We start from the raw sequence: 12,012 nt of genomic DNA, 5'->3' as shown, positions 1-12,012 counted from the left end.
GCCTGGAATAGTTGACGGCGGGCACCCGCGTGCCCACGAAGCAACGAGCATGACCAGCGTTTTGTAGTCGATCACCGTGGGAGGAAGTTGATGACGTCACCGAGTGGACCGCCGCAGGGCGCCGGAGGCTATCCCGGTTCGAGCCCGGCGCCGGGCTTCCCGCCCGGGACAACGGGCTCCCATGCTGGGCCGGCCGCGCCGCAGGGCGCGACCAACGGAAGTCTGCAGGCCGAGGTGCACACCCTGGAACGCGCAATCTTCGAGGTCAAGCGGATCATCGTCGGCCAGGATCAGCTCGTCGAGCGCATGCTCGTCGGACTTCTCGCCAAGGGTCACGTCCTGCTCGAGGGTGTGCCCGGTGTGGCCAAGACGCTGGCAGTCGAGACGTTCGCCAAGGTGGTCGGCGGCACGTTCGCCCGCATCCAGTTCACCCCTGACCTGGTGCCCACCGACATCATCGGTACGCGCATCTACCGGCAGGGCAAGGAAGACTTCGACATCGAGCTCGGCCCGGTGGTGGTCAACTTCCTGCTCGCCGACGAGATCAACCGCGCGCCGGCCAAGGTGCAGTCGGCGCTGCTGGAGGTCATGGCCGAGCGAAAGATCTCGATCGGCGGCAAGACCTTCCCGCTGCCCAGCCCGTTCTTGGTGATGGCGACGCAGAACCCGATCGAACAGGAAGGCGTCTACGCACTGCCGGAAGCCCAGCGGGACCGCTTCCTGTTCAAACTCAACGTCGACTACCCGTCGCCGGAGGAAGAGCGCGAGATCATCTACCGGATGGGCGTCAAGCCGCCGGAGCCCAAGCAGATCCTCAACACCGGTGATCTGCTGCGGCTGCAGGAACTCGCGGCCAACACCTTCGTGCACCACGCGCTGGTGGACTACGTGGTGCGGATCGTCACCGCGACCCGCGAGCCCGAGAAGTTCGGCATGCCCGACGCCAAGGCCTGGATCGCCTACGGCGCCTCGCCGCGTGCCTCGCTCGGCATCATCTCCGCGGCGCGGGCGCTGGCCCTGGTGCGCGGCCGTGACTATGTCATCCCCCAGGACGTCGTGGAGGTCATCCCCGATGTGCTGCGTCACCGGCTGGTGCTGACCTACGACGCGCTGGCCGACGAAGTCTCGGCCGAGACCGTGGTGAACCGGATCTTGCAGACGGTCGCCCTGCCTCAGGTCAACGCGCTTCCGCAGCAAGGACATTCGGTTCCGCCCGCCGTTCCCGCCGCGGCCGGCGCGGGTGGTCGGTGACCACTTCCCGACGCACCGTGGACCTGCCGTCTCTGAAGCGCGGGGAGATTCGGGACCCCGCGTTGACGGCGGCGTTGCGCAAGCTTGAGCTGACGGTGCGGCGCAAGCTCGACGGAGTTCTGCACGGCGACCACCTCGGTCTGATCCCGGGTCCGGGGTCGGAGCCGGGGGACTCGCGGATCTATCAGCCCGGTGATGACGTGCGTCGGATGGACTGGTCGGTGACGGCGCGGACCCAGACGCCGCACGTGCGGCAGATGATCGCCGACCGTGAGCTGGAGACCTGGCTCGTCGTCGACATGTCGGCCAGCCTGGACTTCGGCACCACCGGATGTGAGAAGCGCGATCTGGCGGTGGCGGCCGCGGCCGCGATCGCCTTCCTCAACAGTGGTGGCGGAAACCGGATCGGGGCGATCATCGCCAACGGCGAGACCGTGCGTCGGGTGCCGGCGTTGAGCGGCCGGGTGCACGAGCAGGAACTGTTGCGGGCGATCGCAACGACCCCGCGCGCGCCGGTCGGCGTGCGCGGCGATCTGGCCGGCGCGATCGACGCCCTGCGACGGCCGGAGCGGCGCCGCGGCATGGCGGTGATCATCAGCGACTTCCTGGGGCCGATCAACTGGATGCGTCCGCTGCGGGCCATCGCCGGCAGGCACGAGGTGCTCGGTATCGAGATCCTCGACCCGCGCGATGTGGAGTTGCCCGCCGTCGGCGATGTGGTTCTGCAGGACACCGAAACGGGGGCCACCCGCGAGTTCACCATCGACGAGCAGTTGCGCAGCGATTTCGAGCGGGCCGCTGCGGCGCACCGGGCAGAAGTCGCCCGCACGTTGCGGCGTTGTGATGCACCGCTGTTGAGCCTGCGCACCGATCGTGACTGGATCGCCGATGTGGTCCGGTTTGTGGCGAATCGGCGGCGGGGTGCCCTGGCGGGCCAGCGATGAGCGCTTGCGCGAAGAGCCGACCGGTGCCGATGAGCGCGAGATAAACAACAACCGAAATGACTTCTAGCACATGACTTTACCGATACTCGGTCCGATGAGCCTGTCGGGCTTCGCGCATGCCTGGTGGTTCCTGTTCCTGTTCGTGGTGGCGGGCCTGATCGCTTACTACGTCTTGGTGCAGCGCGCGCGGAAGCAGCGGATCCTGCGGTTCGCCAACATGGAGCTGCTGGAGAGCGTCGCACCCAAACAGCCCACGCGCTGGCGGCATCTTCCGGCGATCCTGCTGGCGATCTCGCTCGTCTTGCTGACCGTGGCGATGGCCGGACCCACCCATGACGTTCGGATACCGCGGAACCGCGCGGTGGTCATGTTGGTGATCGACGTGTCGCAGTCGATGCGCGCCACCGACGTCTCGCCGAGCCGGTTGGTGGCTGCCCAGGAGGCGGCCAAGCAGTTCGCCGACCAGCTCACCCCGGGTATCAACCTCGGCCTGATCGCCTACGCCGGGACGGCGACGGTGCTGGTGCAGCCGACCACCAACCGTGAGGCCACCAAGAACGGTCTGGACAAGCTGCAATTGGCCGATCGGACCGCCACCGGTGAGGGCATCTTCACCGCGTTGCAGGCGATCGCCACGGTGGGTGCGGTGATCGGCGGCGGTGACGAGAAGCCTCCCGCGCGCATCGTGCTGATGTCCGACGGCAAGGAGACCGTGCCGTCGAACCCGGACAACCCGAAGGGTGCCTACACCGCGGCGCGGACGGCCAAGGACCAAGGTGTGCCGATCTCGACGGTGTCGTTCGGAACCCCCTACGGCTATGTCGAGATCAACGATCAGCGTCAGCCCGTCCCGGTCGACGACGAGATGCTCGGCAAGATCGCCAAACTGTCCGGGGGTGACGCCTTCACCGCGTCCAGCCTGGAGCAGCTCAAGCAGGTGTTCACCTCGCTGCAGCAGCAGATCGGTTACGAGACCATCAAGGGCGATGCCAGCCTCGGCTGGCTGCGACTGGGCGCGTTGGTGCTGGCCGTGGCCGGGGTGGCCGCCCTGGTGATCAACCGCAGACTGCCTGGCTGACCACCGATCCCGGGCCCGCGGACCGTGGTCACCACGACCGATGCGATTTTCAGACCCTGCCGGTGAGGAGATAAGTTGACGGGCATGAGTGACACTGTCGCCACTGAAAGTGCCCCCGTAGAAGCCGGCGGTCGACCGGCGTTCGTCTCCCGTTCCGTACTGGTCACCGGTGGTAACCGGGGTATCGGTCTGGCGATCGCGCAGCGGTTGGCGGCCGACGGTCACAAAGTGGCGGTCACACATCGCGGCTCCGGTGCCCCCGACGGGCTGTTCGGCGTGGTGTGCGATGTCACCGACAACGAAGCCGTCGACCGCGCCTTCAAAGAGGTCGAGGAGCACCAGGGGCCGGTCGAGGTGTTGGTGTCCAACGCCGGTATCTCGCAGGACGCGTTCTTGATGCGGATGACCGAGGAGCGCTTCGAGAACGTCATCAACGCCAACCTGACCGGGGCGTTCCGGGTGGCGCAGCGCGCCTCGCGCAGCATGCAGCGCAAGCGGTTCGGCCGGATCATCTTCATCGGGTCGGTCTCGGGCATGTGGGGTATCGGCAACCAGGCCAACTACGCCGCGGCCAAGGCCGGTCTGATCGGCATGGCCCGCTCGATTTCCCGGGAACTGTCCAAGGCCGGGGTCACCGCCAACGTCGTCGCGCCCGGTTACATCGACACCGAGATGACCCGGGCCCTCGATGAGCGGATTCAGGCCGGCGCCCTGGACTTCATTCCCGCCAAGCGCGTCGGCACCGCCGAGGAGGTTGCCGGTGCGGTGAGCTTCCTGGCCTCTGAGGACGCCGGCTATATCGCCGGTGCCGTGATCCCGGTCGACGGCGGCATGGGCATGGGTCACTGATCCAAAAGCCTTATCCAAAAGCCTTGGTGTACCGAAACTCTCCCCATATTTCCGTGAAGAAGGAGTCCCACTGATGGCAGGTTTGCTCGAAGGCAAGCGCATTCTCGTAACCGGGATCATCACCGATTCGTCGATCGCGTTCCACATCGCCAAGGTGGCACAGGAGGCCGGTGCCGACCTGGTGCTCACCGGGTTCGATCGGATGAAGCTGATCCAGCGCATCGCCGACCGGTTGCCGAACCCGGCCCCGTTGCTGGAGCTCGACGTGCAGGACGAGAAGCACCTCGCCACGCTCGCCGATCGGGTGACCGAGGTGATCGGCGAGGGCAACAAGCTCGACGGTGTCGTGCACTCCATCGGCTTCATGCCCCAGACCGGCATGGGTGTCAACCCCTTCTTCGATGCCCCCTACGAGGACGTCGCCAAGGGCATCCACATCTCGGCCTACTCCTACGCCTCGCTGGCCAAGGCGACGCTGCCGATCATGAACGAAGGCGGCAGCATCGTCGGCATGGACTTCGACCCGACCCGGGCGATGCCGGCCTACAACTGGATGACCGTGGCCAAGAGTGCACTGGAGTCGGTCAACCGGTTCGTCGCTCGTGAGGCCGGCCCGTTCGGTGTCCGCTCCAACCTCGTTGCGGCAGGCCCGATCCGGACCCTGGCCATGAGCGCCATCGTCGGCGGCGCGCTGGGCGCCGAAGCCGGTGACCAGATGCGGCTGCTCGAAGAGGGTTGGGATCAGCGTGCACCGGTCGGCTGGAACATGAAGGACCCGGAGCCGGTCGCCAAGACCGTGTGCGCCCTGTTGTCCGACTGGCTGCCCGCCACCACCGGCACCGTCGTCTACGCCGACGGCGGCGCCAGCACACAGTTGCTGTGATTTTTCGCCGAAACCGCATTCCGGCAGGCGCGTATCCGCACACATCCTGTCGGGATGCGGTTTCGCGGTTTCACGGTATTGAGGAGGCGAGTTGACGGACACCGTGGATTTCGATGCCGTCCTGTTGCTGTCCTTCGGAGGTCCGGAGGCGCCGGATGAGGTGATGCCGTTCCTGGAGAACGTGACGAGGGGACGCGGCATCCCGGCCGAGCGGCTGGCCGAGGTGGCCGAGCACTACCTGCATTTCGGCGGGGTATCGCCCATCAACGGGATCAACCGGGCCCTGATCGAGCAGTTGCGGGCCGAGTTGCCCGGTCTGCCCGTCTATTTCGGTAACCGCAACTGGGCGCCGTATGTCGAGGACACTGTCGCGACGATGCGCGACAACGGTATTCGACGCGCGGCGGTCTTCACCACCTCGGCGTGGGGTGGCTATTCCAGCTGCACGCAGTACGTCGAGGACATCGCTCGGGCGCGGGCCGCGGTGGGCGCCGGGGCACCGGAACTCGTCAAGCTACGACAGTATTTCGATCATCCGTTGTTCGTCGAGATGTTTGCCGATGCCATCGGGGCCGCGACCGCCTCGCTGCCCGAGGAGCTGCGCGACGAGGCCCGGTTGGTGTTCACCGCACATTCGGTGCCGATCGCCGCCGACGAGCGGCACGGTCCGCGGCTCTACAGCCGGCAGGTCGGCTACGCGACCCGGCTGGTGGCTGCCGCAGCAGGCCGGGCGGACTACGACCAGGTGTGGCAGTCGCGGTCGGGCCCGCCCCGGATTCCATGGCTGGAGCCCGACGTCGCCGATCACCTGAGGACGCTGGAGCAAAAGGGCACCCGGGCGGTGATCGTCTGCCCGATCGGATTCGTGGCCGACCACATCGAGGTCGTCTGGGACCTCGACTACGAGCTGCGGCTGCAGGCGGAGCGCTCGGGTATCGCCTTTGCGCGGGCCGGCACTCCCAACGCCGACGTGCGCTTTGCCCGGCTGGCCGCCGGGTTGATCGATGAACTGCGCACCGGTGCGACACCGCTGCGTGTCACCGGTCCTGATCCGGTCGCCGGCTACGGATTCAGCGTCAACGGGGCGCCGTGCGCGCCGGAGTGCTGCGGAACCCCGTCCTGACCACCTATGAAACGGTCGGCTCGGCCTGAAAAGTCAGTCCCGCCAAGCAGATTGCAGGATTGCCTCAAGCGCGGCCAAGCGTGCCGAGCGAACCACCAGCGCCAGTGGTCGCATGGCGTCGCCGGCAATCTGGACCTCGGAGGAACTCTGGAGGCCGATCGGCATCAGCCCGGCGCTCACGGTGATGATCGCGTCCACGTGGGCGGCGGTCTCCAGCACCCGTACCGCGCGCGTGGGGGCGTGGTCGGGGATCCGGTGCATCTGGGTGGCTTCCATGATGTCTCGCACCATGCCCCGCGGGTCGTCGACCTCGGCCGCGGCGCCGGCCTGCAACGCGCCCAGGGTGTCGGCGGCCGAGCGCACGGCCGACCGCAATTCGTACTCGGCCTCGCCTAGGTCGTAGTGCTGCGCCTGGGGGAGACCCGGCAGTGAGTACACCGTCCACGACAGTGCGCGCGGCTCGGGTTCGAAGGTGGATTCCGTTTCCGGGTCGTCGAATTCGAAGTATTCGAACTCCGGCACCAGGCCGACGCCGTCCAGTTCGTCGTGGGTCACCAGTACCGCCTCGCCGACATTGAGTGCGTCCCGCTGGAATTGGGTGCCTGCCGGCAGTCCGCGGACGTCACCGGGAACCGGTAGCGCCACCCTGATGGAGGGTCTGGTCCCGGACCGGCCGACCGCCGTGCGCAGGGTCTGCAACAACGACACCGACCCCGAGTCCTCCAACTCGGGCCAGGGCAGCCCGGTGCGGACCGCCGCCTGCGAGTCGTAGGCGGTCACAGAATGTGTTGGTGCCCACTGGGATAACGCGTCGAGGACGTCGTCGGGCGCGGCTGCGCCGGCGAGCCAGGCGTTGACCCATATCGAGAGCGTTGCACTTGGACACCACATGATCCTGGCAGTGTAATTGCCGGTCGCCGATGAGGCCGTATTCGCTAGGGTGGGTTCATGGCGGCACCGCTGATCTGGCTCATCGTGGCGCTGGGACTTGCCGGGGCCGAGGCACTGACCGGCGACATGTTCCTGCTCATGCTGGCCGGTGGTGCGCTGGCGGCGACCGGTTCGAGTTGGCTGTTCGACCTGCCGATCTGGGCCGACGGCGTGGTGTTTCTCGTGGTGTCGGTGCTGTTGCTGGTGCTGGTCCGGCCGGCGCTGCGACGCCGTTTCGAAGCGGGGCAGGGTCTCCCGGAGCCGGTCAAGGCCCTGGAGGGCAAGTCCGCTCTGGTGCTGGACCGGGTGGCCGAGCATGGCGGCCAGGTCAAGCTGGACGGCGAGGTGTGGACGGCGCGGCCGCTCAATGACCACGATGTGTACGAACCCGGTGATCACGTGACCGTCGTGCGAATCGACGGCGCCACCGCGGTGGTCTTCAAAACGACGTAGGACCCAGGGAGGGAATCGCCATGGAAGGTGCCGTAGCCGGGCTCATCGTGCTGCTCGTGCTGGTGGTGTTCGCGATCATCATCGTGGCCAAATCGGTTGCGCTCATTCCGCAGGCCGAAGCCGCGGTGATCGAACGGCTGGGCCGGTACAGCCGGACCGTCAGTGGTCAGTTGACCCTGCTGGTGCCGTTCATCGACCGCATCCGCGCACGGGTGGATCTGCGCGAGCGGGTGGTGTCGTTCCCGCCGCAGGGAGTGATCACCGAGGACAACCTGACGCTGGCCATCGACACGGTGGTCTATTTTCGGGTCACCAACCCGCAGGCGGCGGTGTATGAGATCAGCAACTACATCGTCGGCGTGGAGCAGCTGACCACCACCACGTTGCGCAACGTGGTCGGCGGTATGACCCTTGAACAGACGTTGACGTCCCGTGATTCGATCAACCAGCAGCTGCGGGGTGTGCTCGACGAGGCGACGGGGCGGTGGGGTCTGCGGGTGGCCCGGGTGGAGCTGCGCAGCATCGACCCGCCCCCGTCGATCCAGGAGTCGATGGAAAAGCAGATGAAGGCCGACCGCGAGAAGCGGGCCATGATCCTGACCGCCGAGGGTGTGCGCGAGTCGTCGATCAAGCAGGCCGAAGGGCAGAAGCAGTCGCAGATCCTGGCCGCGGAGGGTGCCAAGCAAGCGGCGATCCTGGCCGCCGAGGCCGACCGGCAGTCGCGGATGCTGCGGGCGCAGGGCGAGCGGGCCGCACAGTACCTGCAGGCTCAGGGCCAGGCCAAGGCCATCGAGAAGACGTTCGCCGCGATCAAGGCGGGCCGGCCCACGCCGGAGATGCTCGCGTATCAATACCTGCAGACGCTGCCGCAGATGGCCAAGGGGGAGGCGAACAAGGTCTGGCTGGTGCCCAGCGACTTCGGTGCGGCGTTGCAGGGCTTCACCAAGTTGCTCGGGGCGCCCGGTGAGGACGGAGTGTTCCGGTACACCCCCTCGCCGGTCGAGGAAAACCTGCCCAAGCCCGAGGACGACACCGATGAGGTCGCCGAGTGGTTCTCCACGGACACCGATCCGGCGATCGCCGAAGCCGTGGCCAAGGCCGAGGCCGAGGCGCGGGCGAGCACCCCGCCGCTGGGTGCCGCCTCACCACAGTCGTCGTTGGAGAACCCGCCGTCCCACGAGCTTCCGGGTGGCGCGCACCGCGCATAGTGAGACCGTCAACGGCGATGCTGTAGCCGGATCTCCACCATCGGTAGCGGGGCGTCGGTGTCGGTGATCGGCTGGCCGAGCGTCTTTTCCAGTACGAGCTTGAACTGCTCCCAGGTTTTGGCATGGCGCGTGCGGTAGTCGGCCAGCACGCGATCGACGCCGTGCTGGTCGAGCACATGTGCGGTTGCCGATACCGGCCGATGGCTGCCGAGCCACACCCGGACGTGCGGATTCACGGCAATGTTGCGGAACCACTGGGCTTTCGTGCCGAAACCGGAGGCGACGACGATGGTGTCGGCGTTCGGCCGGTCCACCACCTCGAGCACTACGTGGCGGCGTTTCCCGGAGGTGCGGCCGGTGTGCTCGAGCATCATCACCCGCGAGCCCAGCAGTGCGCCGGCACCGATCCGGTACAGCCAGATCGGGGCCCGCACGAGGCGGCGGTTGCGTAACAGTCGAGCTCCGATATCGGCCGGTATGCCCATGCATTGACTCCTCTCACCACGAGCCGCGACGATCACGTCGACGCGGTAACGGCGCTCACGGTTCGGTGAGCGTGGGCGAAATGCTCACCGATTGCGATGTGCCGGCCTGGAGGCGCGCACGTTCGCGGCGGTGGAGGCGCATTTCGTAGACCAGTCCGGCCACCCCGAGCGCGGCGGTACTCAACGACACCAGAAACAGTGCCGGGCTGATGTTCCCGGTCAACGCGTCGCCGAGGATGACGACGGCGGCGGTACCCGGGAAGAGTCCGACGATCGTCGCCAGCGTGTAGGGCACGACCCGTACGGCCGACGCGCCCGCCGCATAGTTGAGCACCGAGAACGGCACCGCTGGTATCAACCGCATGGACAGAACCACGGGCCAGCCCCGCCGGCGTAGCCGCGTGTCGAGCGAGTCGATCCGCGGATGGGACATCAGCCGATTGAGCTGCCAACCGACGGCGCGGATCAGGAACAACGCCAGCACGGCGCTCACCGAACTGGCCACCACGGCGATCGCGACGCCCAGCACCGGCCCGAACAGCAGGCCGGCGGCCAAGGTGAACGCAGTCCGGGGGAACGGGAAGACGGTCACCACGATGTGCGCCCCGAGGAAAGCCAGCGGAAACCACGGGCCGACCGAGGTGGCCCAATCCCGCATCTGCATGGCGGTCGGCAGCGGTACCAGCACCGCGACTGCGACAAGAATCACAATGCCGGCCAACAGCCCGATGATCCGCCGTGGTGGCAATTGGGAAACCGTCGCGATCACCGCGGCGCGGACCACGCGCAGGGTTCTGACGACGGGTTTCACGTCTAACCAGAGTACGGGCCCCGGCTGACGACCACCGCTGGGCAGCGCCGCGCGTCTGCTGCCCGCCGGTCGGTGCCGTGATGGCGATCATTTAGCCTGATGGCCAGTGGGTAGGTCACACGCTGCGATAACAGGAGATGCGGGTGTCGTTACAGGGGACTAGTGCGGTCGAAGCAGACCGTCAGAAATGGCGGACGGCGGTCGCCGGCGTGCTGGCCAAGAGCAGTCGGCGCGATGTGGCCGATCTGCCGGCCGAACCGGAACGCCTGCTGGATTCGCAGACGTACGAGGGCTTTGCGATCCGGCCGCTCTACACCAGCTTGGACGCGCGGCCCGAGACCGCGCTGCCCGGGCAGTGGCCCTTTGTGCGTGGCGGTGACGCGCTGCGCGACGTGAAATCCGGCTGGAAGGTCGTCGAGAGCTTCCCGGCAGTTGCGGGCTCGGCCACGGGCACCGTCAACGGCGCGGTGCTGGTGGCCCTGACCGAGGGCGCCAGTGCACTGTCGTTCCGGGTCGGCGGTGTGGACGGTATCGACCTGGCCGAACTGGATCGTCTGCTCGATGGCGTGTTCGTGGATCTGGTGCCGGTCATCTTCGAAAACACTGGAGACCTGGCCGCGACCGCCGACGCGGTGCTGCCCCTGCTGGAAAACCTCGATGGCGACCAGCGTTCGCGCCTGTCGGTCGATCTGGGCGCCGATCCACTCACCGCACCGCTGTCGGGACGGGCCGCCACGGAGGCCGGTGACCTGCTGGCCACCGTCGCCAAGCTCACCGGTTACTCCGGCGGGGTGCGGGCGATCACGGTCGACGGCCCGGCCTTCCACAACCTCGGCGCCAGCGCGGCCTGGGAGCTCGCGGGGTCGATCGCTGCGGCGGTCGCCTACCTGCGCATCCTCGGCGACGGCGGCGTAGCAACAGCAGATGCGTTGCGGCAGATCAGCTTCCGCTATGCCGCCGACGATGATCAGTTCATGACGATCGCCAAACTGCGGGTTGCCCGCCAGTTGTGGGCGCGGGTGGCCGAGGTCCTCGGCGCCCCGGACGCGGGAGCGGCCCGGATCCATGCCGTCACCTCGCTCCCGATGATGACCCAGCGCGATCCGTGGGTGAACATGCTGCGGACCACGCTGGCTGCCTTCGCGGCGGGCGTCGGGGGAGCCGACACCGTGCAGGTGCATCCGTTCGACGCCGCGATCCCCGGCGGGCTGCCGGGAACCTCTACGAGCTTCGCGCGGCGCATCGCGCGCAACACGCAGCTTCTGCTGCTCGAAGAGTCACACATCGGCCAGGTGCTCGATCCGGCCGGTGGCTCCTGGTTCGTCGAGGATCTGACCGCTGCACTCGCCGAGCAGGCCTGGGCGCACTTCCAGGACATCGAGGCCCGCGGTGGTTTTGTCGCCGCCCGCGACTACATTGCGGCCCAGATCGCCGAGGTCGCCGCGCGGCGCAGCGACGACATCGCGCACCGTCGCACCGCGATCACCGGCGTCAACGAGTTCCCCAACCTCGACGAAAAGCCGCTCCCGCAAGAGCTTTCGGTCTCGTCGATCGCGCGGTACGCCGCCGGCTTCGAAGCACTGCGTGACCGCTCCGACGCCGTCCTGGCCGCCACCGGATCCCGGCCCAAGGTCCTGCTGTTGCCGTTGGGGCCGCTGGCCGAGCACAACATCCGCACCACGTTCGCCGCGAACCTGTTGGCTTCCGGCGGGATCGAGGCGGTGAATCCGGGAACGGTGGACGCCGCGACGATCGCTGCGGCCGTCGCCGACGCCGGCGCCCCGAGCGTGGCGGTGCTGTGCGGCAGCGACACACGTTACGGGGCCGAGGCCTCCGAGGCGGTGTCCGCCGCCCGCGCCGCCGGGATCGGGCAGATTCTGCTGGCCGGCCCGGAAAAGGCCGTCGCCGAAGCTGATTCGAAACCCGACGGATATCTGACCGCCAAGATCGACGCGGTCGAAGCATTGTCGAACCTGCTCACCGGACTGGGGGCCTGA

At 67.6% G+C, this 12,012-nt stretch carries 12 protein-coding genes; 9 read left to right on the top strand and 3 right to left on the bottom strand.

Annotation, left to right across the window (positions count from 1 at the left end):
- The first annotated feature begins 90 nt into the window (after positions 1 to 90).
- The 6 genes from A5740_RS16325 (at position 91) to A5740_RS16300 (ending at position 6,128) form a co-directional block, all read left to right on the top strand.
- Positions 91 to 1,251: a MoxR family ATPase gene (locus A5740_RS16325; protein ID WP_076195530.1), complete on the top strand. Its 1,161-nt coding sequence runs from the start codon at positions 91 to 93 to the stop codon at positions 1,249 to 1,251.
- The gene (locus A5740_RS16320) at positions 1,248 to 2,195 is read left to right on the top strand and encodes a DUF58 domain-containing protein (RefSeq protein ID WP_076195528.1); all 948 of its coding nucleotides are present in this window, start codon (positions 1,248 to 1,250) and stop codon (positions 2,193 to 2,195) included. The genes A5740_RS16325 and A5740_RS16320 overlap by 4 nt, the downstream gene beginning before the upstream one ends.
- Before the next feature lie 70 nt (positions 2,196 to 2,265).
- Entirely contained in the window at positions 2,266 to 3,273 is a 1,008-nt protein-coding gene (locus A5740_RS16315; RefSeq protein ID WP_076195526.1) for a VWA domain-containing protein, read from the top strand.
- 84 nt (positions 3,274 to 3,357) lie between these two features.
- Entirely contained in the window at positions 3,358 to 4,122 is a 765-nt protein-coding gene (fabG1, locus tag A5740_RS16310; protein WP_076195524.1) for a 3-oxoacyl-ACP reductase FabG1, read from the top strand.
- Between the two features lie 73 nt (positions 4,123 to 4,195).
- The gene (gene inhA / locus A5740_RS16305) at positions 4,196 to 5,005 is read left to right on the top strand and encodes an NADH-dependent enoyl-ACP reductase InhA (RefSeq protein WP_076195522.1); all 810 of its coding nucleotides are present in this window, start codon (positions 4,196 to 4,198) and stop codon (positions 5,003 to 5,005) included.
- A 103-nt stretch (positions 5,006 to 5,108) separates the two neighbouring features.
- The gene (locus A5740_RS16300) at positions 5,109 to 6,128 is read left to right on the top strand and encodes a ferrochelatase (protein WP_076195520.1); all 1,020 of its coding nucleotides are present in this window, start codon (positions 5,109 to 5,111) and stop codon (positions 6,126 to 6,128) included.
- A gap of 33 nt (positions 6,129 to 6,161) precedes the next feature.
- Here A5740_RS16300 and A5740_RS16295 read toward each other — a convergent pair whose 3' ends face one another.
- Positions 6,162 to 7,019 carry a hypothetical protein gene (locus A5740_RS16295; protein ID WP_076195518.1) on the bottom strand — a complete coding sequence of 286 codons (858 nt, stop codon included), beginning with the start codon at positions 7,017 to 7,019 and terminating at the stop codon, positions 6,162 to 6,164.
- A 57-nt stretch (positions 7,020 to 7,076) separates the two neighbouring features.
- On the opposite strand from A5740_RS16295, the gene A5740_RS16290 reads away from it, so the two are divergent.
- Both A5740_RS16290 and A5740_RS16285 read left to right on the top strand, forming a co-directional pair.
- Entirely contained in the window at positions 7,077 to 7,511 is a 435-nt protein-coding gene (locus A5740_RS16290) for an NfeD family protein (RefSeq protein ID WP_076195516.1), read from the top strand.
- Between the two features lie 20 nt (positions 7,512 to 7,531).
- Entirely contained in the window at positions 7,532 to 8,719 is a 1,188-nt protein-coding gene (locus A5740_RS16285; protein ID WP_076195514.1) for an SPFH domain-containing protein, read from the top strand.
- An 8-nt stretch (positions 8,720 to 8,727) separates the two neighbouring features.
- Here the strand turns inward: A5740_RS16285 and A5740_RS16280 are convergent, their stop codons facing one another.
- Positions 8,728 to 9,204: a nitroreductase family deazaflavin-dependent oxidoreductase gene (locus tag A5740_RS16280; protein ID WP_076195512.1), complete on the bottom strand. Its 477-nt coding sequence runs from the start codon at positions 9,202 to 9,204 to the stop codon at positions 8,728 to 8,730.
- Between the two features lie 55 nt (positions 9,205 to 9,259).
- A complete protein-coding gene (locus A5740_RS16275) occupies positions 9,260 to 10,015 on the bottom strand; it encodes a TVP38/TMEM64 family protein (RefSeq protein ID WP_076195510.1) in 756 nt (251 codons plus the stop codon).
- Between the two features lie 137 nt (positions 10,016 to 10,152).
- On the opposite strand from A5740_RS16275, the gene mutA reads away from it, so the two are divergent.
- The gene (gene mutA, locus A5740_RS16270; RefSeq protein ID WP_175616268.1) at positions 10,153 to 12,012 is read left to right on the top strand and encodes a methylmalonyl-CoA mutase small subunit; all 1,860 of its coding nucleotides are present in this window, start codon (positions 10,153 to 10,155) and stop codon (positions 12,010 to 12,012) included.

The organism is Mycobacterium sp. GA-1841, from assembly GCF_001954135.1.
Classification (GTDB): Bacteria; Actinomycetota; Actinomycetes; order Mycobacteriales; family Mycobacteriaceae; genus Mycobacterium.
This window is presented reverse-complemented; position numbering and strand designations above follow the sequence as displayed.

Excerpts from the sequence above, each read along its gene's own strand:
- A5740_RS16325 (WP_076195530.1), top strand. The coding sequence starts at position 91 with ATGACGTCACCGAGTGGACCGCCGCAGGGCGCCGGAGGCTATCCCGGT.
- A5740_RS16315 (WP_076195526.1), top strand. The coding sequence starts at position 2,266 with ATGACTTTACCGATACTCGGTCCGATGAGCCTGTCGGGCTTCGCGCAT.
- fabG1 (WP_076195524.1), top strand. The coding sequence starts at position 3,358 with ATGAGTGACACTGTCGCCACTGAAAGTGCCCCCGTAGAAGCCGGCGGT.
- inhA (WP_076195522.1), top strand. The coding sequence starts at position 4,196 with ATGGCAGGTTTGCTCGAAGGCAAGCGCATTCTCGTAACCGGGATCATC.
- A5740_RS16295 (WP_076195518.1), bottom strand. The coding sequence starts at position 7,019 with ATGTGGTGTCCAAGTGCAACGCTCTCGATATGGGTCAACGCCTGGCTC.
- A5740_RS16290 (WP_076195516.1), top strand. The coding sequence starts at position 7,077 with ATGGCGGCACCGCTGATCTGGCTCATCGTGGCGCTGGGACTTGCCGGG.
- A5740_RS16285 (WP_076195514.1), top strand. The coding sequence starts at position 7,532 with ATGGAAGGTGCCGTAGCCGGGCTCATCGTGCTGCTCGTGCTGGTGGTG.
- A5740_RS16280 (WP_076195512.1), bottom strand. The coding sequence starts at position 9,204 with ATGGGCATACCGGCCGATATCGGAGCTCGACTGTTACGCAACCGCCGC.
- mutA (WP_175616268.1), top strand. The coding sequence starts at position 10,153 with ATGCGGGTGTCGTTACAGGGGACTAGTGCGGTCGAAGCAGACCGTCAG.